Here is a 22,479-nt window from a genome sequence, read left to right as displayed (position 1 = left end):
GATCCACTGCTCACGCGCATACGCAGGATGCGGATCGTTCTCGGAGAGAGGGAGCGGCGGGCGAATTCCGCGCTTCAGCGCGGCGTGGAGGCACAGGTCGAAGCGGCTGCGGAACTGACGCAGATCAATCATGCGCTCGCGTTGCAAGCAGCGGCGCGTGGCGCACGCGAACGTCAGATCTACCAGCAGATGGTAGGGCGTCCAATTTCCGCGCGGGAGATCACCCAACTTGACGCGCAACTCAGGCGCCTCGAGTCGCTGGCAATGGCGCTTGCCGAGCAGCGCCTTGCGAGCATCCGTACGCTCGACCATGCGCGTAACGAAGTTCAGGGTCTACGCCTCGAATTCGTGAAGGCTCATCGGAGGCGTCGCAAGTGGGATGAGTTATCGCAGCAATCACGTCGCCGTCGCGAGGACCGTGAGACGTTGCTAGAGGAGATGGCTAATTCGGACGGCAGGGCGGCGGGGCGGCAAGCATGAACGCGCCATTCCCCGCTCGCAGGCGCGGAGCGCCTGACGGTGAGATCACCGAATTTCATCCGGACGTGCTATCCATTGCTGATGTTCTACGTGCCCGTCGTTGGTGTCGGCGGCTGGCTGAACTCACCTGCGAGTTGGCAGGTCTGCCGCTGCGGATTTCCTTCTCGGGCGCCTCCTCGGGCGTTTCGAGCCGGCCGGCGTGTCGTCTGCATTTTACGATCGGCGGTGATCCATGCGCCGTAAGTCTGCCTGTCGAGGTGATCGATGCAACGCTGCAGGCGATTGATGGTCCGCCTCGAACTACGCTCGCCGAGCCCGATCTGCTGCTTCTGATCGAGTTCGCCTGCGCCGCCATACTTGATTCAATCGAGGAGACGCTCGGCCTCCCCGTCACCCTCACGCATGCTTCCTTCGATGGCAGCGTTCCGGACTCGATTGGAATCCTGTGTCGCGGCAGGTTTGGCGAACGATCGTTCAGTGCTTACCTGTCTTTACCAGAGCCATACGAATCCCGTTTGGCAAATCAAGTTCAAGCATTGGGTCCGGCTGCTGCCGCCGGAGTTCCGATCTGCGCGGCCTTCCGGCTTGGTGTTACGCGCGTCAGCGCCCGCTTGCTTGCGAGCTTACGGCCGGGAGACGTCGTGATCGTCGAACACGCGATGCCGGATGGACGCGTCGCCGCCGTCTTCGGCGAGCGTCGTCTCACCTCATGCCGCTTCGAGGGAAGCGACGCGACAGTGGTGGACACGTTGCACCAGATCAGAGGCGATCTTCATCATCATTGGACGGCTGTGGACATGACGGCACATGAAAGCGTCGATACAGGCGCAGACGATGTGAGCCTGGACGACCTCCAGATCAAGCTCCTATTTGAGATCGGCCAGCTCGAGATACCTCTCGGCGAGTTGCGCATGATCGCGCCCGGCTATGTCTTCAATCTCGGTCGGGATCCGCGACATGCAATTGAGATTCACGCGGGGAATCGGCGGATCGGGCAGGGCGAGATCGTCAGGATCGGCGAGGCACTCGGCGTGCGGATCGCCAGATTGTTCAATCACGAATGAGCTGAAGCCGTGACCCAGTTCAATTTGTTCGCTGTTCTCGCGGTCATCGCCGGACTTGGCCTTATCATCTTTGTCGTCGTGACGATGACATCGTTCGTCAAGATCGCCGTGGTCCTGTTCCTGATCCGGAACGCGCTGGGAGTGCAGCAGACGCCTCCAAACCTCGTGCTCTATGCCATTGCGCTGGTTCTGACGGCCTATGTCAGCGCGCCGCTAGTGGAGACCGTGTATGAGCGCGTCAATGATCGTCCCAGCGAGTTTCAAACCTTTACCGACTGGAAAGATGCTGCTGAGCGGGCAGGCCAGCCAATTCGCGAACATCTGAGCCGGTTCACGACGGTCGCGGAGCGGGAGTTTTTCGTCACTGCCACCGGCAGCTTATGGCCCGATAGCAGCAGAGCCAAGCTATCGAGCGAAGATCTTGTTATTCTCGTTCCCTCCTTCATGAGCTCGGAGCTCAAGCGCGCCTTCGAGATCGGCTTCCTGCTCTATCTGCCCTTCATCGCGATTGATCTCGTGGTGTCCGCGGTCTTGATGTCCCTTGGCATGTCGATGGTGCCGCCATCGACGATCTCCGTCCCATTCAAGTTGTTCTTGTTCGTGATGGTCGAGGGCTGGTCCAAGCTGATGCATGGCCTGGTGTTGAGTTACGGATAGCCTGCGAGATGGGGAGGGAAAGCAATGGGCCAAGCGACAATCGTCGATCATCTGGTCAGGGGTCTGACGGTCGTTCTCATATTTGCCATGCCTCCCCTGGGTGTGGCGATGGTTGTTGGCCTCTTCGTCTCAATTCTTCAGGCCGCAACCCAGATTCAGGATCAGGTGCTGCCGCAGACGATCAAACTGATTGCCGTCGTGGCCACGCTGGCGGTGTTCGGCGCAGTGTTGGCGGCACCGCTGATCCAATATGCCGATCAGATCCTTGCGGATTTTCCTGCACTGACGCGTTGACGGGCCTTCCCTTCATAGCGCTCGGAGGGACATGGGCGACGCGGAGTGGCGATGGGGCTTGACCTCATGCCGTTGGACAGCATCGAGGCGGGGGCCAATCTCGTCTTCCGTCATCTTCTTTCGTTGGCGCTCGCCATCGCGCGTCCCAGCGCCTTCGTCATGACCTTTCCGGTGTTTGTTCGCCTCGGGCTGACCGGCTTGATTCGTGGTGCCTTCGTGGTCGCGATCTCGCTACCGGTCATGACCGGACTTGTTGAGGTGCTTCCTCCGATCGGCACGCAAACATTGCGATTGGTCGCGGTCGGGTTCAAGGAAGCGATCATCGGAGGGCTCCTTGGTCTGCTGCTTGGGATCCCGTTCTGGGCCGCCGAGGTCGCGGGCGACCTGCTCGACTACGAACGTCAGGCCCCCGATGCCCAGCTTCAGGATCCCAACGCCATGACCGAGTCCACCGCGTCTGGCACGCTTTTTATGCTCGCTGCGGTGGTTCTGTTCGTCGCAGCCGACGGCTTTCATAGCGTCGTCGAAGCCCTTTATGGCAGCTACAGGCTCTGGCCGGTCATTGAGCTCGCGCCGTTGCTACGCGCGGAGAGCGGCCTATTGGCGCTGGAAATGCTCGTCCGCGTGCTGCAGTTGGCATTGATCCTGGCATTCCCAGTGCTGGCGGCCATGTTCGTTGCGATGTTCGCGCTGATGGTGATCGCCCGTTTCGCACCGCAGTTGAATGTGTTCGATCTTTCGATGGCGGCGCGCAACTTGGTCTATTTCCTGGTTCTGCCGCCCTATGCGGCCGTTCTGCTCGATCACTTCGGTACTCAGCTTGGAGAGTTGACCGGAATCCTGGACCAGCTAGGGCAGTTCCTGCGATGAGTGAGGATGGCGGCACTGAGGAGCGGACGCTGCCTCCGAGCGAGCGGAAGTTACGTAAGGCGCGCGAAAAGGGACAGGTCTTTCGCAGCACCGATATGGTCGCCGGTGCATGCCTGTCGTCCATGCTGCTCTATCTCTGGCTGATCTTGCCGGAGCTTTTCGCGCGGCTACGGGGAGCCATGATGCTCGTGGGCGATGCGGGCGGGCAACCGTTTCGGGAAGCTGCGGGCACGATCGGAACGATGATGTACGAAGCCGCCGTGCCATACCTTGCAAGGGGGGCGGCCATCGTCGTCCTAATGTCCCTCGTCGTCAACGTCGCCGTCACCAAGGGGATCGTCTTCAGCCTTGACCCTATCAAGCCCCGCGCAGAGCGCTTGCATCCCGCAAAGGGTTTGAAGCGAATTTTCGCGCTCAAGAGCCTGATCGAGCTGGTGAAGAGTCTGGTCAAGACGACCCTGCTCGTCACGATCTCGGTTTTCGTCCTCGCGATGTCGCTCAACTCCTTGGTTCACACGCCAGGATGCGGCCTTTCGTGCCTCGCGCCGGTGATCGGGGCGGTGATGGCACCGCTCGTCGTCGCGGCAATCGTCGTGCTGATGGTGGGCGGCCTTATCGACGTTCTCTTGCAGCGCGGACTGTTCATGCGCGAGATGCGGATGACACGAAGCGAGGCGAAGCGCGAGCGGAGAGACCAGGAGGGCCTGCCGGAGGTGCGCTCCGCACAACGCCGTCAGCGTCAATCGCTGGCGCACGGGGGAGGGCGGGGAGGAATCGAAAGCGCAACACTGGTCATTGAGGGCGACGATGTGATGGTCGGGTTGCGCTATGTTCCGGGTGAGACACAGGTCCCAAGGCTTGTGTGCAAGGGACGTTCCGTCCGCGCGCACAACCTCACCGAAGCTGCCACTGAGCTCGGCATTCCTCGTCTGCGCAATCCAGACCTTGCAGCGGAACTCGATCGCCGCATCGCCCAGGACCATTACATCACTGAGGAGTTTTTCCAGCCAGTGGCGTCGGCGTTGCGCGCGAGCGGCATGTCCTGACTGTCGCTGCGCCGCCCAACAGTATTTTCATAATATATTCCGGATCAGCGGCTGGCTGACGTCCTACAATGCCGCTCGGAGTTCACCGAATGGGCTGCACGGCTGACGATATGCGCCGGCCAAAGCAGCACTGTCGCCATTGACGGGGAGACGCGCGAATGCGGATAGATGACGCAGGTGGTTCGGTTGTCGCCAGCCCGCCGCCTCCTCCGCCTCCGCCGCCACCCCCGCCACCACCTCCTCCGCCGCCGCCACCTCCGCGGCCGAAGTCCACGGCGTCGTCTTCGGGCATGCTCGATCGCAATTCGACGCACAGCGTTGGATCATCATCGACGGCACCTTTGCCGCTCTTTCAGCCCGCTCGGCCAATCATGGGTCCGGTTCTGCAACCGACGCCCGTGTTGTTTGGTCCCCCTGTTCCGCCGAAGGCGGTGGCCGCGTGTCCGGGGGTCCCCGCCCCGGCGTCGGCGGCGCCGGTCCCAGACGCCGTTTCGCAGGCAAAAGCGGTTCAGACAAAGGCGCAGACGACACTCGATGGTGATGCTGGAAAGCTGCATAAACTGCAGAGCGAGCTGACTGATGCGCAGGGCACGAAGGCTCCGATCGGGTACGGTCGCGGCGCCGGCGCCGCGGCGGCTGCCCATCAAACCCATATCAACGATCTGAAGAAGCAGGTTGCGGCCGCTCAGCAGCAAGTCACCGCCGACCAGGCGGTGTTGAGTTCGGCCAAGAGCAATCTGAGTGCTGCACAACGCATCGACGCCGCCGCAGCGAACTACAAGCCGGCACCGCCGCCGGTCACCGTGAAAGATCCAGTCGCGCGGAAAGTTGCCCCGCTCGTCGACGCGGCCTCGGCCCAGGTTTCCGAGGGAAAGGCCAAGGTCACCGCCGATACGGCTGCTCTCGAGCAGACCAAATCGCAGCTCGGCCGTCTGGACACCGAGATGGACCGGGGGATCAGCGCCGGAACATTGCACCGTCTGTCGTTGCTGAATCAGCAGCAGGATGCGCAGCAACACAAGCTGGCGACGGACCAGCGCAAGCTTGATGCCGCGGGCGCCGACCTTGCGGCAGGGAAAAGCGTCGTCTACGGGCAGCAGGCCGCGGCGGACAAGAAAGAGCTCGAGAGCGCTTCCACAGCGCTGAAGAAAGCCGGGGTCACGATCGACCAGAACGAAAATCCGACCCAGGCGGATTTGACGCCATCGCAGCTGCGCGCCTATGACGACTTCACCGTCGCGCGGAGCAAGCTCAACGCCGATGTCGGCATGGTCGCGCAGGGCAAGGCCCAGCTCCAGTATTATGCTTCGAATTCCGAGAAATACGGGACGGTTGCGAAGGATGCCCAGGATCGGGTGAACGACGCTCTGCATCCATTGGGGTACACCGTACGTGCAACGCGCGGCAGCGATCCGCAGCAGGCATCGCTCGATCTCAAGCTCGCGAACGGGAACGCTGATTACCAGAATGCAGGCTGGGCCGCGGCTCAGCACCGAGTGGCATTTGCGGCGGCAGCGCAGACCGATCTTGAGGCAGCGCAGGACTCCGATCTTGCCAAATTGTCCCCGCAAGCCCGGCAGACCGCTACCACGGCGAAGATCGACTACGATCAGGCAAGCGCCTATCAGAACAAAGTCGGGACCGACCTCGCCCTGATCAAGGGCCACCAGGCCGTCTCGGATGCGCAGGCCGCCTATATCAAGAATCCGACGGCCGCCACGGAGCTCAAGCTGAACCAAGCGCAGCATCAGTTGCGCGAGCTCTCGACAATGTCCGACATTGCGACGGCGGGCTTCAAGTCGGCAACCGGGCTTGCCTACGCCGACCGGCGCAATACGACATTGGCTAATCTGGAGCAGACCTATAGCCATGTTCCCTTGCCCTCAAACTCGCCGGTGTTGCAGCAGATAGCGCAGGCAAGAACTGATGCGGCATCGGCCGGCCTGATCACGAAAGAGCTGGCTGCAACGACCAACAGGCTGGTTCAGGATTATCGTGTCACACAGAGCGAGGCGGCGGTCGCAACCGCGCGGCAGTCCGCCAACACTGATTTGGTACAAGCTGGCAATGTACAGGCTGTGGGTTTCACCAAAGCGGGCAGCGCCCTGACGACGGCTCAGCAATCGCTTCAATATGCACAACTTCAACAGAAGCTGGCTCAATATCAGCTGCTGGACTCCCAGTTTCGGCTGACGTTGCCGCAAAATCTACTTGATCCGCAAACGGCCGCTGACCAGAGCGCGCTCTCGCATGCGTACAATACATTCTTTGCGCAGCATCCGGGTGCCTTGAGCGATGGCGCGGTCGCTGAGCAGCTTGCGAGCCTCAAGGACGCGAACGCGCGAGTGGATATCGGTCAAGGGCTGCATGAGCTGCAGGATGCCATCGGCAGGGAAGACAAAGCGCTCGGCAACCGCAGCCTTCTGCAGAAGGGCGGCGATTGGGTCGGGGGGCTGTTCGGTGCCAACCGGTCTGAGCTCGAGTCGGATCTGCAGGACAAGAAAGAGGCGCTCACGGCCCTGCAGAAAAATCAGAGAGGGATGACTGCCCAGGAGGTCAACGGCGAGTATCTGAAAATCATGGGTAATCTGGCCACCCAGAATGACCGGATGTTCGAGAACGAGCGCAAGACCGACGCCAATTGGTCGAGTGCACAGGAAGTCGTGCGCGACGTCGCGATCGCCGCGGCTGCGACCGCTGTCACCATGGCCACGGCCGGAGCCGGCGCGCCTGTCTTGGCCGCCCTCGCAGCGGGCACCTTGGTAGGAACGGGAACGGCAGAAGCCATCGACACGGCCCAGAATGCAGCGACTGTGTTCGGTGGCGGCGACATTCACAGCAGCTCTCACGTCTCCCTCGATGCGGCGCTGACCAACAACTTCTTCCAAGGTGGCGGCAGCTGGGATGAAGTGAAGCAGGCGGGCGTCGATGCGACCGTATCGGGCGTGCAGTCCCTGGGCGCAGCAGGCGGGGCGTTGACGGGCGGAGCGACGGAGGCCTTCGTTACGCGCGGCCTCGACCAGGCTGCAAGCTCGGTCGTCTCGAAGCTGGCAACCGGATCAACGGTCATGGTCGCCAATCAGGGGGTCATGGGCCTCGGCAACGTCGCGGGGACCTACGTCGAGTCCCAGTATCAGCTCTCCGAGGGACGGCTCACGCAGGACGAAGCCAACGCGCAGATGAAGGACGCGTTCTCGGGGTACTTCAAGAATGTCGCGATGGCCGGCGTGACTGGCGGTCTGACGAAGTTCGTCGACGGCAAGGTCGCCGTGCGGACCTCAAGCGCGGCACGGCCGAATGGCCTCGTGTCGAACCCGCTTTATCAGACAGCCTCCCAGCTGGGCGCGAACACCATGCTGACTGCGGGTCCCGGCCTCCTGTCAGGCAAGGCGCCGACCACGCAAGACTATCTGTCCATCGGACTCAATACAGTTTCCGGTGTGGCTTCTCATCACTATCAGCAGAGCAGATCCCGCACCGCGACCGAAGCGGGCCTCGCCGGACAGCCCGCTGCGTTCGACGCGGGAAGGAAGGTGTTTGACGCCTATCAAGGTCGGACGAGCGGCTCAGCGCCGAATGGCATCCGGCTGCAGGCCATGGATCCTGCCGATTTCGCCCGTGCATATCAAAAAGCCGGCGGCCAGCACGATCCGGCGGCCGTCGATGCTTTCAGCATCGCATCGGATCGGGGGCATCGCGTCTATGTGCGGACCGACAGATTGAGCCCGGACGTGGTCGCGCACGAGGCGGTGCATGCACTGACTTCGGAATCGTTCAAGAAGCTCGCAAGCACCTTGGTCGTTGATTCAAGCCGGCCACATTCGAACTTGAACGAAGGTGTGACCGAGTTTCTCGCCTCGCAGGTCGTGCCGCGCCGCGGCACATCGCCCTATGCGACGGAGGCAAAGATCGCGGAGGCCATTCGCGACCGGATGGGGGAGACCGACTTCCACAAGGCGGTTTTCGGAGGCGATCCAGCGGCACTCGCATCGTTCCGGCAGACCGCTTTGGGGTTGCAGGATACGCCAATCAGCCAAGATCACGCGGCCGATTGGGCTCTGGCCGCCTCGACGACACCTCAGGCGGGAGGCGGCGCCAAGCGCATCGCGAATCGATTGAGAGAATGGGTCGCTGCCGCTCCGCCGGCCGCAGCATCGGCAGCCGTTGCCGGCGAACTGGTGTTGGCCACGCATGGTGCGCCGGCATTGAGCGAGGCCATCGCTGATCTTAATCCAGTAGGTCGCGCGTTTTTCAACAGTCCCCTGGCGCATGCGCGGGTGAGGACGTGGCTCGGGTCGTCTCGTGAAGCGGCGGCTCGCGCCGTCGTCGCCTCGAGTTTCGGGACCAACGCCTCGATCAATTTCATGAAGGCTGCGAGTGGATGGCATACAGACAGGGCCGCCGCCATATCGGACGGTTTGCTCGGTCTTGGGCAGGCAGCTTTCGCCTTGCGCAATGGTGTGAGCTCCCAAGCGCTGATGCGCTCGCGCGGGACGAAAGTCGACGTTCTGCCAGGCGATACGATGGTCAGCATTGCCCAAAGGCTTGGCCTCATACCGCGCGACCTCACGCGAAGCAATCCTGGCGTTCAAGACATCAATCCGACAGTTACCGCTCTCAACAGTTCTGGTGCGACATGGGCCGAGATTGCGAAGCGCGAGGGGGTCGATGTCAAGACGCTCGTGGCGCTGAACCTGGATCGGCATGGATGGTCGATCCCCGCTCGGAAGGATTCCGCAGGCGCATCCGTTCCGGCAGTCGATGACGCACGCGTGCAAGCCGGTCAAAGCCCGCAGGAGTTTCTCGACAGCCACAGCACCTCGCTGCGATCGATCGCCAAGGCCAACGCCAAGAATGTAGCGCCCGCCGAGATCCTGGTTCCTCAGCGGCTTCGTCAGGTCACGAATGGCGTGACCTACGGGGAATTTGCAACCGATCAGGGACTCAGCCTGAAGCGGCTGTTGGAGGCGAACGGGCACCGTGGTTTGTCCATCCCACCACGACGGGTTTATGATGCAGCGAGCGGTGGCCGCGTGCTTCGCGGGGCAACGACCGATCGCTTGCAACCAGGCGAGTCACTGGAGAGTTTCGCTCGCAGGCATGGTGTCGGGATCAAGAAGCTGATCACGGCAAACAAGGACAGTCGTGCACCTTTGCGGATTGACGTTCCGGGCCAAGCCTCGTCGGCCAGCAACCCAACAGCCGTGACATGGGAACAGATCGCCAAAAAAACCGGTGTGCCTCTCCGACGTCTGTTGTCGATGAGCGGCCAGAATCTGCACGTTCCCGGGCAAAAGCAAGCCGTCGATCTCCAGCCGGGACAATCTCTGAGAGATCTCGCAAAGGAGCATGGCACAACAGTCAGAAAGATCGTGGCCGAGAACCGGACTTGGATCCCCCAGACTTACGAGCTTCCGCGGGCCGGGGCTTGGGTCGGTGACAAGCTCTCGGTCGACCGCGTCTACGATAATCGTGACGTCCAAGATCCGTCGAAGGGCAGGCTGACATGGGTGCAGGTGGCGCGGAGAACGGGGCGCACGACGAAAGAATTGATGAGCTACAATAAGGCCAGCTCTGCAAACAAGAAGGACTTGGCTCCTCCAACTGTAAATATTCCCACCAAGTCAAGTTGGGAAACATCAACCAAATCCGGAAAAGGCCTTCAATTTGTCGGCGCGATCGGGCTCGTTCCGGGCAATCTGGTAGCGGCTGATGTACACGCTCACGCGGGGAACTGGGCGCTCATTGGTCCCGATGTCGGTGTCGCTGTCGGGGTCGGCCTTGCTGCAACGCGTTCAGCGGTCGGGTCCGTTGCGAAGAGTGGTGCAGCAAAGAAATGGGCGAGGGCCCGTCCCCGCGACGCGTGGACCTCCGGACTTTCTTTCGGCGCCAAGGGTTTGATCAAGTACATCGAATCGTTCCGGCCCTAAGGAACGGTTCTGACATTCGGTTCAGTAGATCTGCGTGCCGGATGTCATGTGCCAAGCCGCACTCGTCACTGGTTTGCCGCGGCTCCGATGCGCGCAATCCGACGCTCCGAAATGATTCGCGCGTCGGGGTTCGGCACCAAGCCGCCGAATGCTGAAGGTGCGTTGTTGGACGATATGAAGGACCCGCGATCTCCTGAGGCCATCGCCATCTCCTGAGCCTGTATGCGAACGCATGGTTCTCTCCGGCGTTGCAGCAGATGCTTGGCCCATGTGTGCGTCGCCTCCGACGCTGAGTAGTCGAGAACGGCGTCGCCGCGGTTCCTCGATCGCCAGCTCGTTGGGCCAGGAGAATTTCGTCAAGAAAACGACTCAATGATGTTTCATGCTTCGGTTGAGTTTGGTGGTTGCACCTCATAATGGTTGTGTGTCTTTTAGGGCAAGCAATCATTGGCTGAACGGGCTATGGAGATCGTGATCGATCTGAGTCCTTCGGGTCTCGCCGGTCGCGATTGCGCGACAGTCTTCGCGAGATGAGTCCGATATGCGCAGCGCAACATTGATTTGACGCTTGGTATTATCGTGCCGAGCTGATATTTTCTCAAAGCAATCTTAAGTTGTCGGAGACGGTTGAATCGCACGGGCGGCAGTGCGTCGTGCCGCAGCCATGAAAGAGTATCGTGTAGGTTGGCCATTGGTTAGCGCATGAAGGATAGCGGTGTTCCGCTTATAGGAAGGGACCAGGAGTCGAACCGGCTTCGCGAGCTTCTCCCGAGCACGAATGGACGCGCTGTCGGCGCGGTCCTGATAGGAGAGGCTGGTATCGGCAAGAGCCGTCTGGTCGAGGCACTGGCCCTAACTGCGAAGCAGCGCGGTTTCTGTGTCGCGAGGGGGGCCGCCTACGAGATGGCCGAACCTCTGCCCTATGGATTGTTCGCCGACACGTTCTCCCAATGGGCTCGCGAGCAGCCGACACTCCTCAACCATGCTCGCAATGATATGATTCGGCCGCTGTCTCGCCTAGTGCCGGCGTTCGCGGCCGCTGCGGATCTTCCTGCTCTCAAAGGACTCTCCGGACCGGACGAGCGGTTTCGGCTGTTCGAATCCGCCGTTCATCTGCTTCATGCGGTTGCAGTCGAATCTCCACTGTTGCTCGTGCTGGAGGACCTGCACTGGGCCGATCGCGAATCCTGGTCGATGTTGCTGCATTGCTTACGCTCGACGCGGTCTCTCCCGCTGCTGACCGTCATCACCCTCCGTCCTGACGAGACCGGTGGCGAGCCGCTGGAACTCAATGCGCTGGCGCGTGAGAGCGAGCTTCATCGGATCGCGGTTCGGCCGCTCGAGCCTGCGGACACGATGCGCATGCTTGAGTCGTTGGCAGGCGAGCGGCTTCCCGCATCGCTTGCGACGGCAATTCACCGTGAGACTGGTGGCAATCCGTTCTATGTGCGCCAGCTCTTCAACCACCTCGTCGACGAGGGAAGATTTCCGGGGCGCCAGGGCCAATGGCCCGCCGATCTCGTGACCAACGGTGTCGGCATCCCGGCCGGATTGCGTCCGCTGCTGTCGCGACGGTTCGCGCGGCTCTCGGCGCCGACCCTGGGGATGCTACGGATCGCTGCGATATTTCCGGAAGGCTTCGATCTCGGCCGATTGCAGCTTCTGATATCGGATTCCGAAGAGACGATTCTCGACCAAATCGACGAGGCGATGAGGGCCGGGGTCCTCGTCGTGCGAGGTGATGGCTACGTCTTTGCGCATGCGTTGCTGCGGCGTGCCATGTACGACGAACTGAACCCCGACCGGCGAGCGATCTTGCATCGGCGCGCGGCGACGCGTCTCGCCGAGCTCGATGCCGATCCCGGAGAGATTGCACATCAGTATCACGCCTCGCAGCGCATCGCGGGTGCCGAGATCGGCGGGGTCTTCGCACTGAAGGCAGCCGAGCGCGCGCGAGCGAACTATATCAGCGAGCACGAAGCTGCATTCCTTCGGATCGCTTGCGATCTCGCAGGCGATGCTGTCTCGGACGAGATGCTTCGTGATCTCGCGCTTGCCCAGGCCGCATCACTCGACGTCGAAGCCGCCGACGCGACGTCGCGCCTTCTGTTCGGCCGATGCTGGGAGCGGCAGCCATCATGGATCATGAGTTTCTTGGTGACGATTGTCCGCAGGCTGCGGGACGCCGGCGCTCCCACCGAGATGTGGCAGCCTCTGGTGGAACGCGGACTGGAGGCCTGCGGTGCTCGCCGAGATTTGCACTGGGCCCGATTGGAGGTGCTCCGACAGCACTGGCGATGCCGATGGAATGACGGGACGTTTGAGACGATCTACCACGCGCCGGATCCGGTTGCGCTCGATCTCGTCCGTCAGCTTGGAGACGAAGAGGACCGTGCCTCGGCGCTCGACCTGTATGCTCCGCGATCAATCGAACAGACAGAGCAGGTGCAACGTTGGGCCGCCGAATGGCAGAGTCCGGCGGCCATCATCCGGGCTCGAGAGGTCGTCACCCATGATTGGATCTATCGGCATGGACAACTCGCCATGGGGGTCGAAACTGCGCACGACCTGTTGCGGGATGCCAAGTGTTTCGGGTCGCTTCCTGGCCGGATCGAGGCCTTAACCTCTCTCGCGATTGCCGAGGCGAGCCTGGGCCATTTGACAAGCTCCGACGCGGCGCTGCGCGACGCGCGGGCGCTGGCTGTCCGACTGGGACCGTGGCACCGGTTGCATCTCGCCCTGGAGCTTTCCGCGGTCGCATGGCGGGCCTATTTGTATGGGGGCGACTGGCCGGCAATCGGCCGAATCGCTTCGCGTGCGCTGCAGATCGTCAAGGATCATCCGGTGCGCCTTGGACAGATCGTGCTCGGCTTCGCCGCTCTGACTGAAGCGTTCTTGCCTGGCGAAAACGAATATGACGTTCGCATCGAGGCGCTGCTCCGATCCTTGGAGAACACAAATTGCGACAGACAGCTGTCGGATGATGCACTTGGGCTCGGGGTCTGCGCCGCCTGGCAGCGTGAGGACGTCAAGCGCGCGCGCCGGTTCGAAGCGTTGGTCCGCGCTCCAAAACACGGAAGCACGATCGGTGCAGCCGGTGAATGCCGTGAATTCATCCTCGGACGTCTGGCGGCCCTTCAGGGTCACACGGTTGCGGCATGCACGCACTTCGCAAAGGCCCGCGGCGACCTTGAGCGGGCAGGCCAGGTCTGCCTCCGAGCGCTCGTCGATCTTGACGAGGCGATCGTGACGGGAACCTCAGGCGACAAGCCGTCCTCGCATGCGCTGCTGCAGCGGGGACGCGAGCAGTTCGTAGCACTCGGCATGCGAAGCTGGCAGGAGCGTGTCGATCGAGCACGGATAGAGGGAGTCGAGGTCGGGCCGCGCAACTTATACGCGCGAGGCCCTGATGATCTTTCGCCGCGAGAAATGGAGATCCTCAGCAAGCTCGCTGCCGGCAGCCGCTCCAAGGCCATTGCCGCGGAACTACGCCTTAGTGTGCCGACCGTCAACAGACACATCGCGAACATATATATGAAGATCGGCGTGAGCTCGCGCGCCGCTGCAACCGCTTACGCGATGAGACACCGTCTCAGTATGCTCCAGTGAACCAGTACACATCGATTGCATAGTTTTTATGATGGTGACGGCTGCAATGAGTGCGTAAGCTTACAGTGTGTAAAAAATGACAGTCATGGGCGGACAACGAGTAGCAGGGCAAGGGTTCGACGTCGGGCGTCGCCGAACCCGTTCATGCGTGCTCGTCGGCGCGGTCGGAGCATTCCGGGAACAAGGCATACGCCTCTCCGGTGCTACGTCTGCGGCCGGCAAGTAGCGTCCGCCTAGGGTGGTTCAAGGGGACGTGGCATGCGTGATACAGACGGGGATATCAGCAAGGTAGACACCGCTTACACTAAGCTCAAGGACCTCGTCATCCACTATGATCTGGTCCCTGACAGCAAGGTCCGGGTGCTTCCGGGAGAGCATCTGCACATTGACGATCTGGCGGATCGCGTCAATGCGAGCGCAACGCCTGTGCGCCAAGCGCTGGAGCGCCTGCAAGGCGAGGGACTGATCGACAGCATCGCGAAGCGAGGCTTCTTTTCCAAGGTTCCGAACGCGTCCGAGCTGCAGGACCTGTATGAATTTGCCCGGCTGGTTCTTGAGCACAATATCACGAGGCCACTCGATCCGTCCTCGGTTGCGCGTCTCGGCCGGGGTTTGATGAAAGTGGAAGCCGTTGCAGTGGGTCACTCGGCAACGAAGTGCGTCAAACATCATGCGATGACCATCGAAGGCGTCTTCGAGCAGATCACGCAGCTGTCGCGAAACGAGCAGATGCTGAGAATGATGCGGAACTTCAATGATCGCAGCCGATATGTCCGATGCCTCTCGATCCTGCAAAGCCCGGATCAAGGCGCCCAGGTACGAGAATGTCTCGAGTTGATCGAATTGCTCCGTGATCAGGATCCGAAAGGTGCGTGTGCCAAATTGGAAACGCACATGTGTCGGATGATCGTCGATCTGCCGGAGCTCATCAGGGACGCCAGGTCACGCTGGACGATGGCTGCGGCCGTATAGATCTCATTCGACCGTAAAACGCCGCGGGGTACATCGACCTTCGACTCATAAGAGGGTCCAAGACTCCGGTTGCGGGTGAAGCTCTGGATCCGGCATGAGCGGGGAGAATTCGCGAGGTGACCGAAGCGTAGGTCAGGTCCATCATTCGAGCTGGCGTGAGCGGGAGTGTATCAATGTCGGCGTGGTTTTCGAGCCGACTGGAACTGCCGCGTGAGCTCTCAAGGGCTTGGCCGGTTATCGCGGCCGTTGCCATCCTGGCAATCGTGGGAGTCGCGCTGCTGTCCTACCGATTGGCCCTGAGCGCTGGGCTCGCGCAGATGAGCCGCGATTCCGATGATCGGCTCACGTTGATCGGCAGCACGTTCGATGCAACCGTTGCCCGCTTCCGATATCTGCCCACGGTTCTTTCACTCGCCGACCCGGTGCGCCGGCTGTTCCGGACACCGGGCGACGGGGCAGTCGTCGAAGCAGCCAACCGCTATCTCAAGTCGCTAAATCAGGCCGCGGGATCGGCCGAGCTCTACGTACTGGACACGGCAGGGGTGGCGCTAGCAGCAAGCAATTATGATGGAGCAAAGAGCTTCGTCGGGCATGCGTACGACTTTCGCCCCTATTTCCAGAGCGCAATCCGTGACGGGGAAGGGCAGCTCTATGCCGTCGGGGTGACGACCGGCCTGCCTGGTTACTTCTTGTCGCAACGGATCACGGAAGGCGAGCTTACGATCGGGGTCGCCGTCGTGAAGATCGATTTGACGCCGCTGGAGGCCGATTGGGTCAGGGCCGGTGATCTGGTGGCCATGGAAGATGAAGGAGGCGTGGTGATCTTGGCCAGCCGCGCGCGGTGGAAATATCACCCGCTGCGAACGCTGCCCTCGAGCGCGGTCGCGCGTCTCAACAAGTCCCGGCAGTTCGGCGACACGATCGAAAATGCCCCGATCCTGCATTCCTCGGCGGCATCAGGCAACGTATCGGTTGGACTGGGCGACGACAATGACGTTCACGAATATGCGCTGCGTGCGCGGCATCTGCCGGCGCATGGGTGGCAGCTTCTGATCTTCTCGGATATCGGAGACGCGCGACGGCATGCAATGACGGTCGCCGCCACAGCCGGCTTTGCCGTTCTCACAGTACAGCTGCTCGGACTTGTAGCCTATCAATGGCGGCAATCGATGAAAGCCAAGGGCGAAGCAAACGAGCTGCTGGAACGAAGTGTTGCGGAGCGCACGATGGAGCTTCGCGAAGCCAATCGTCAGCTGACGAGCGAAGTCCTGGAACGGACGCGCACCGAACAGGAGTTGCGACAAACCCACGAGAGCTTGGTGCAGAGTGCGAAGCTTGCCAGTCTTGGACAGGCGCTGGCGGGGGTGGCGCATGAAATCAACCAGCCACTCGCGGCACTCACCACTTACATCGCAAGCAGCCGAGTCTTGTTGCAACGCAACGAGATCGAACGAACGGCCTTGAACCTCGACTTGATGTCGTCCATAGCCGAGCGAATGATGGCATTGATCGGTCACTTGCGCATGTTCGCGCGCAAGGAGACAGGGGCAACCAGCAGAGTCGATGTCGGTGTGACACTTGGCAATGCGATGCGGCTTCTGCAGTACCGGATCAGAAATGAAGGTATCGAGGTTGTCCTGGACTTGCCAGCGGAGCCGGCTCACGTCGAAGCGAACCCGATCCGTCTGGAGCAGGTCTTCGTCAACCTGCTCTCGAACGCGGTCCAGTCGATGCGTGATCGCCCGCGCCGAGTTCTCACGGTCTCCATCCGTCGTGCGGGGAGCACCGTTACGACCGAGGTCGCAGACACCGGGAGCGGAATCTCCGCGGAGCACATGAAGTCGCTGTTCGATCCGTTCTTCACCACCAAGGAAATCGGTGAAGGGCTCGGCCTCGGTCTTTCAATCAGCTATGGAATCGTGAGGGAGCTCGGAGGCACGATTTCGGTTGAGAGTGAAGCGCAAATCGGAAGCCGGTTTTGGGTGACCCTGCCGGCGCCGTCCGCGCCGGCCTAGATCTATCGGGGTATGTGGATGAGCAAATCGATTCTTGTCGTCGACGACGAGGAGATCGTTCGCAGCTCGATCAGACAATGGCTGGAGCTGGGCGGCTTCGACGTGCGCACCGCCCGAAATGCGGACGAGGCGCTTTCGATGCTTCAGGCCGAGCTGCCCGACGTGGTACTGACCGACTTCCGGATGCCGCATCGATCCGGCATCGAACTGATGCGCGACGTGCAGCGCATCGATCCCGACATTCCGGTCATACTGCTGACTGCTCACGGCGACGTTGCACTCGCGGTAGCGGCCATGCGCGAGGGCGTCTACGACTTTTTGCAGAAACCTGCCAACCCGGATCATATGTCTGCCGTGCTGGCACGGGCGGCAGAACAATCAGGATTGAAGCGTCAACTCAGGCAACTCACGAGCCGGCTCGGCGCCGAAGGTGAGCTGGAGCGACGTCTCCTCGGGACATCGCCAGCGATGGCCACGCTGCGAAAGTCCGTTGGCGAGCTCGCCGAGCACGACAGGGATGTGATCCTCTTCGGCGAGAGCGGCACGGGAAAGGAGGTCGTCGCTCGCGCACTGCACGACCTTGGTCCGCGGGCACGAGCTCCTTTCGTTGCGGTGAATTGCGCGGCCGTCCCCGCCGAGCTGTTCGAGAGCGAACTGCTGGGTCACGAGGCGGGGGCGTTTACCGGCGCACGCGGGGCTCGCATCGGGAAGTTCGAACATGCCAGCGGCGGAACCCTCCTGCTCGATGAAATTGAAAGCATGCCACACGCGTTTCAGGTCAAGATCCTGCGCGTTCTTCAGGAGCGCGTGGTCGAGCGGGTGGGATCGAACCGGCTGATCCCGATCGACGTCCGTGTGATCGCCGCCGCGAAGGCCGATCTCGCGGCCGACAGCCGCAGCGGCCGCTTTCGTGCCGATCTCTACTTCCGCTTGGCCGCGGCGGAGATCCGTCTGCCGCCGCTGCGCGAACGGGGCAACGACGTGCTGCTGCTATTCCAGCATTTCGCCGCGGAAGCCGCCCGGCGCAGCGGCCGTGACTTGACCCCACTCGGAGCCGAGGATTTCGATGCGCTGCTGACCCATGACTGGCCAGGCAACGTTCGGGAATTGAAGAACGTGGCTGAACGCTACGCGCTCGGCCTGGCCGCAACGGGTCGCCGCGTCGCGGAAATTCTGCGGCGGGCCGAAGGAGCGGGCGCAAGGCGCTCGCTCTCCGAGCGTGTCGCAGCTTATGAGCGCATGCTGATCGAGGCGTCTTTGCTGGAGCACAACTGGTCGGTTGTGGCGGTTATGGAAAGTCTCGGCGTGCCACGGCGGACGCTCAACGAAAAAATGGCAAGGTACGGCTTGCTGCGACCCAGCCGAACCTCCTGCTAGGCACGAGGCGGATTCCCGCTCACACGCCGACGCGGATCGGCGGAATTCCGCTGAGCGCCGCGAGCCCGTTTCACGCGGGGCGCAATGCAACCATCTGAAATCGCTTTGTTTGCCGGCGCGGTCGGCGGCCGCGGCCGGCTGGCACGCGGGTTGCTCAGGCATGAGCACGATTGGCCTTAGAGCCTAAGAAAACGTGCACTCGGAGGACGCCATGAATCTTGAGCGAGCTATCAACCCCACCCTCGTTGCGGCCGCCGATGAAGCACGCCGTGACGGCCTTGGGATGGGTAGCCGCTTGCGCGCGATCTTCGTCGGCTCGATCGGAAATCTGGTGGAATGGTATGACTTCTACGCCTATGCCGCGTTTGCGTTGTATTTCGCCAAATCGTTCTTTCCTGAGGGCGACGAGGTTGTGCAGCAGTTGAATGCCGCGCTGCTGTTTGCCGCCGGCTTTCTTGTCCGCCCACTTGGAGGCTGGCTATTCGGCCATTTTGCAGATCATCATGGCCGCCGCAATGCCTTGACCTTGTCGGTCTTGATGATGTGCTTCGGCTCTCTGATCATCGCCGTGACGCCCACCTATGCGTCGATCGGCTTTGCGGCGCCGGTCCTGCTTGGTTTCGCGCGAGTCGTGCAGGGAATCAGCCTTGGCGGTGAATATGGCGCCAGCGCAACTTACCTGAGCGAGGTCGCGGACGAAAAGAACCGCGGATTCTATTCCAGCTTCCAATATGTGACGTTGATTGGCGGCCAGCTCTGCGCGATCGTCGTTCTCCTGGTCTTGCAGAAGGTGCTCCTGACGGAGGAGCAGCTTCGGGGATGGGGCTGGCGTATTCCGTTCGTGATCGGCGCGCTGCTGGCCGTCGTGGCCGCCGTCATGCGTCGTAATCTGCACGAAACGGATGTATTCACCCGCGCGAAGGCGGCAAGACAGGGGAGTTCGCTGCGTGCGCTGGGTCAGTTCCGACGTGAAGTCCTGCTCGTTGTTGGACTAACCATGGGCGGGACTGCGGCCTTCTACACCTATACCACCTACATGCAGAAATACCTGAAGCTCTCCGTCAAGCTGACCGATGATCAAACGACCATGGTCACCGCCTGTAGCCTGATCTTCGCGATGGCGCTGCAGCCGCTCTATGGCGCCCTTTCCGATCGCATCGGACGCAAATGGCTGTTGATCGGGTTCGGATTGGGCGGAACTCTGTTCACGATTCCGCTTCTGAACACGCTGCAGGGAGTCCACGATCCGTTTACCGCATTCCTCCTGATCGCGGCGGCGTGGTTGATCGTATCCGGCTATACCTCGATCAATGCGGTGGTCAAGGCCGAACTGTTCCCAACTGCAATTCGAGCAACGGGCGTAGCGCTGCCATATGCATTGACCGTTTCGATCTTCGGCGGCACGGCAGAGTCGATCGCGCTTTGGTTCAAGTCGATCGGTCACGAAAGCTGGTTCTATTTCTACCTCACCGGCTGCATTGCGACCTCTCTTGTCGTCTATCTCGCCATGCGCGACACCCGGCGGCACTCGGCGATCGATCGTGAGCAGGAAGCGAGATGAGCGACGCGTCGCATGAGCGCGCGACGCGCCGCGCAGCCTTCGGCTCAAGCCCGCCGGATCAGCAATCCTCGCGCAGCAGGTATCGATATGGACAGCGAATTCAATCGAGTCGATGTTGCCTACGCCCGAATCAAGGAATTGGTCACACATTACGAGTTGACGTCGGAGTCGAAGATCATTTTGCCAGGCGAGCACCTGCGCATCGACGAGCTTGCTGACTATGTCAGGGCGAGCGCGACACCGGTGAGACAAGCTCTCGAGCGTCTTCATGGCGAGGGGCTGATTGATATCGTTCCGAAGCGAGGCTTCTTCTCGAGGGTCCCGGACGCAGCGGAGCTGCAGGACCTCTATGAGTTTGCTCGGCTGGTACTCGCGTATAATCTCAGGAAGGCTTTGGAGTCGTCGTCGGCCGTACGCTTTGGCCGAAGCGCGATGAGAGTGGCGGCGCTTCCGCCCGCGAATTCGGCAAGGAATCGCGCCAAGCATTATGCTGCCGCCATCGAGGGTGTGTTCGAGCAGATCGCGCAGATATCGAGGAACGAGGAGATGCTGCGAATGATAAAAAACTTCAACGACCGCAGCCGGTATATTCGATGCCTCGTCATCTCCCAAGACGCCGATCCGGACTCCGAGCTCCGTGACTGTCTTGATATCGCGGACGGCGTCCGCAGCCAGAACGCCGCGCGCGCGTGCGCGCGCCTGGAAGCCCACATGCACCGAACGATCGCAAATTTGCCAGAATTGATACGGGAGGCCAGATCGCGCTGGGCCATTGCCGCCGCTGCAGGCTGAACCATCCCACCTGGTGGTCTCGCACTCACGGCGCCCGCGAAGTTCGACGGTCGATCGTTGCCATCGATCGAGCTGGTGGGTCGTTTGCGTTCGTGTGGACTGGCAAACTGGTCTTTAGCTGCAGTCTCGTGCCGACCTTACTCGACGTTTGCGGACGTGTGCGGCCGACCGCAAGGAGCCGCTCCTGATAGTTGCGCTCGAACCGTTCACGGTCGACGAGCAGCGGCCGCGCTTTGAGGGCTACCTCAGCATCCCGGGCATCCAGGCCCTGGAGCGCTATGAGGAAGTGGAGCTAAGCCGGTATTGATGAACTCCAAAAGATCCGCCGGGTATTCGAGGAGGTGCGGCCTTATGGCTCGCTCGATGCCGAAGCCGCCTACAAGAACGCTGAGCTTGCCCGCGAAGCGGCTGGCAGCCGGGTCAACCGCGCCAGCCGCGCGCTCGACCTCGAGACCGAACTGCGCATCGATTCGGGCCGCCGCGCCGACTGCTTCGCTGGCGGCTCTCGGGCGCAACCGGGCGGCGCGCAATCGTCAACAGGCAGCAAGGGTGCGGCATGATATGCGGCAGGTCGTGCGCCGCAAGCGCACGCGGCATCTCATTGAACTCGGCGGCCTCGTCGTCAAGGCTCGTGTCGTGGACTTGACCGGCGATGATCGCGGACCGATCGCCGCTCGGGATCATCGCGGCCGTGCCGGTCATGGATGGTCAGAACAGGGTCGAGAGCGCGCGCATCCTGACGATGAACGCAAAGGCGCGCGAGATCCTGCGGCAGGACCCATCACGTTTTCAGATTCACACCATCGGCGAACTGATCCGACATACCAGCAATCGGCTGGGCTGGACGGTCGTCAGGACCGTGCAGGATGGCCAGGCAACGCGGATCGACTATCACAGCCCGGACGGTGAGCTGTTCTCGATGGTGATCGAATATGTCGCCCAGATCGTCCTGATCTCCCTGGCGGTGCTGAACCGGTCGGAACAGCCGGAGATTGAACAGCAGCCGGAGGTGAGGACAGCAACCCGCTTCGCACGGATGATCGGGCTGAGCTGAGATCGGCAAGTCGTCTGCGCGCCGCCTCGCGCAGACGATGCTCAGGAGCCGTCCGCCGATCTCGGGATGGTCCAGGCGCTCCAGGGCCGCCCCAACGCCGTTGGGACGGTGTTTCTAGAATCTGTCCTGGCCCGCCGTAACTTGGTGCCGTTCAATGTTGACCAACGACCCTGTAACGCCATCTTACAAGAACTCCACCCGAACTAACTGCGTCGACTCCTTCGACCGAGAGTCGTTGTGGCAAGCGCGGCGTAGGCTTGCACGGAGCTCTCCGGCGCAAGGGTCCTTCAGTCGAGGCAACCTCAGTCCGCCTTACGACGAAGCTTGCGCTGCAGTTCTCGCTCATGCTCGCATATTCTTCGGCGACCCCGCCGCGCCTGCTTGGTGCGCTCGGGATGTGAAAGTAGTATCGGGACGGGAACGTTATCCCGGAACGTCCTAATCCATGACGGGCCCGGCTCTTTGAGAACCAGCGCTTTGATCTGAACGATCATCGGTCACTGCTCGTCGTGCAACATCCAAGACGACCTTGATTTCGCAAATCGGGTCGTTGAGGTGTCGACCATGCCGAGCCGCTGCGTCGGCGTTTCGCCGAGCGTCACCACCATCAAGGGTACCGATGAGCGCAGCATGGCCCACGACCTACAAACCGGCGATCGCGAGGGCTTGCGTATCAGCCATTGCTGGCATTCCGTCGTCCGGCGAGCCCGCTGGCCGAGCGCTGCGACGGCGTCCGCCCCGATACGGTAGGGCATCTA

Annotated in this window: 15 protein-coding genes and 2 pseudogenes; 16 read left to right on the top strand and 1 reads right to left on the bottom strand. The window is 61.6% G+C overall.

Translation table 11 applies throughout. The features are described from left to right. Positions 1–27 precede the first annotated feature (27 nt). The 16 genes and pseudogenes from QW863_RS17775 (at position 28) to QW863_RS17700 (ending at position 21,721) form a co-directional block, all read left to right on the top strand. Entirely contained in the window at positions 28–480 is a 453-nt protein-coding gene (locus QW863_RS17775) for a hypothetical protein (protein WP_315715071.1), read from the top strand. After that, positions 477–1,544: a type III secretion system cytoplasmic ring protein SctQ gene (sctQ, locus tag QW863_RS17770; protein WP_315715072.1), complete on the top strand. Its 1,068-nt coding sequence runs from the start codon at positions 477–479 to the stop codon at positions 1,542–1,544. Before QW863_RS17775 ends, sctQ begins: the two co-directional genes overlap by 4 nt. 9 nt (positions 1,545–1,553) lie before the next feature. Beyond that, the gene (gene sctR, locus QW863_RS17765) at positions 1,554–2,201 is read left to right on the top strand and encodes a type III secretion system export apparatus subunit SctR (RefSeq protein ID WP_315715073.1); all 648 of its coding nucleotides are present in this window, start codon (positions 1,554–1,556) and stop codon (positions 2,199–2,201) included. Between the two features lie 24 nt (positions 2,202–2,225). After that, entirely contained in the window at positions 2,226–2,495 is a 270-nt protein-coding gene (gene sctS, locus QW863_RS17760) for a type III secretion system export apparatus subunit SctS (RefSeq protein ID WP_315715074.1), read from the top strand. Positions 2,496–2,546: 51 nt separating this feature from the next. Beyond that, positions 2,547–3,365 (top strand): type III secretion system export apparatus subunit SctT, encoded by an 819-nt coding sequence (gene sctT / locus QW863_RS17755; protein ID WP_315715075.1) that lies wholly within the window; start codon positions 2,547–2,549, stop codon positions 3,363–3,365. After that, complete coding sequence (locus QW863_RS17750) at positions 3,362–4,411, top strand: EscU/YscU/HrcU family type III secretion system export apparatus switch protein (protein ID WP_315715076.1); 1,050 nt, start codon at positions 3,362–3,364, stop codon at positions 4,409–4,411. Before sctT ends, QW863_RS17750 begins: the two co-directional genes overlap by 4 nt. A gap of 371 nt (positions 4,412–4,782) precedes the next feature. Continuing rightward, the gene (locus QW863_RS17745) at positions 4,783–10,341 is read left to right on the top strand and encodes a LysM peptidoglycan-binding domain-containing protein (protein WP_315729339.1); all 5,559 of its coding nucleotides are present in this window, start codon (positions 4,783–4,785) and stop codon (positions 10,339–10,341) included. Between the two features lie 702 nt (positions 10,342–11,043). Then, positions 11,044–13,950 (top strand): helix-turn-helix transcriptional regulator, encoded by a 2,907-nt coding sequence (locus QW863_RS17740; RefSeq protein ID WP_315715078.1) that lies wholly within the window; start codon positions 11,044–11,046, stop codon positions 13,948–13,950. Positions 13,951–14,208: 258 nt separating this feature from the next. Further along, positions 14,209–14,922: a GntR family transcriptional regulator gene (locus QW863_RS17735; protein ID WP_315715079.1), complete on the top strand. Its 714-nt coding sequence runs from the start codon at positions 14,209–14,211 to the stop codon at positions 14,920–14,922. Between the two features lie 173 nt (positions 14,923–15,095). After that, on the top strand, positions 15,096–16,937 hold the full coding sequence (locus QW863_RS17730) for an ATP-binding protein (protein ID WP_315715080.1): 1,842 nt from the start codon (positions 15,096–15,098) through the stop codon (positions 16,935–16,937). A gap of 18 nt (positions 16,938–16,955) precedes the next feature. Beyond that, the gene (locus QW863_RS17725; protein WP_315715081.1) at positions 16,956–18,314 is read left to right on the top strand and encodes a sigma-54 dependent transcriptional regulator; all 1,359 of its coding nucleotides are present in this window, start codon (positions 16,956–16,958) and stop codon (positions 18,312–18,314) included. Between the two features lie 283 nt (positions 18,315–18,597). Beyond that, a complete protein-coding gene (locus tag QW863_RS17720; protein ID WP_315715418.1) occupies positions 18,598–19,875 on the top strand; it encodes an MFS transporter in 1,278 nt (425 codons plus the stop codon). Positions 19,876–19,887: 12 nt separating this feature from the next. Then, on the top strand, positions 19,888–20,667 hold the full coding sequence (locus tag QW863_RS17715) for a GntR family transcriptional regulator (RefSeq protein ID WP_315715082.1): 780 nt from the start codon (positions 19,888–19,890) through the stop codon (positions 20,665–20,667). Between the two features lie 302 nt (positions 20,668–20,969). Continuing rightward, positions 20,970–21,161 (top strand): annotated as a pseudogene (locus QW863_RS17710) (conjugal transfer protein TraA); the annotation flags it as partial. A gap of 67 nt (positions 21,162–21,228) precedes the next feature. Then, positions 21,229–21,327 (top strand): annotated as a pseudogene (locus QW863_RS17705) (conjugal transfer protein TraD); the annotation flags it as partial. Beyond that, positions 21,320–21,721 (top strand): hypothetical protein, encoded by a 402-nt coding sequence (locus QW863_RS17700; RefSeq protein ID WP_315715440.1) that lies wholly within the window; start codon positions 21,320–21,322, stop codon positions 21,719–21,721. The pseudogene QW863_RS17705 and the gene QW863_RS17700, both read left to right, overlap by 8 nt. A 497-nt stretch (positions 21,722–22,218) precedes the next feature. Here QW863_RS17700 and QW863_RS17695 read toward each other — a convergent pair whose 3' ends face one another. Beyond that, entirely contained in the window at positions 22,219–22,476 is a 258-nt protein-coding gene (locus QW863_RS17695; protein WP_315768080.1) for a hypothetical protein, read from the bottom strand. Between the last annotated feature and the right edge of the window lie 3 nt (positions 22,477–22,479).

Origin of the sequence: Bradyrhizobium sp. SZCCHNR1017 (assembly GCF_032381375.1) — a bacterium.
Classification (GTDB): domain Bacteria; phylum Pseudomonadota; class Alphaproteobacteria; order Rhizobiales; family Xanthobacteraceae; genus Bradyrhizobium.
The sequence above is the reverse complement of the archived record's forward strand: the minus strand, read 5'-3'. Positions and strand labels throughout refer to the sequence as shown.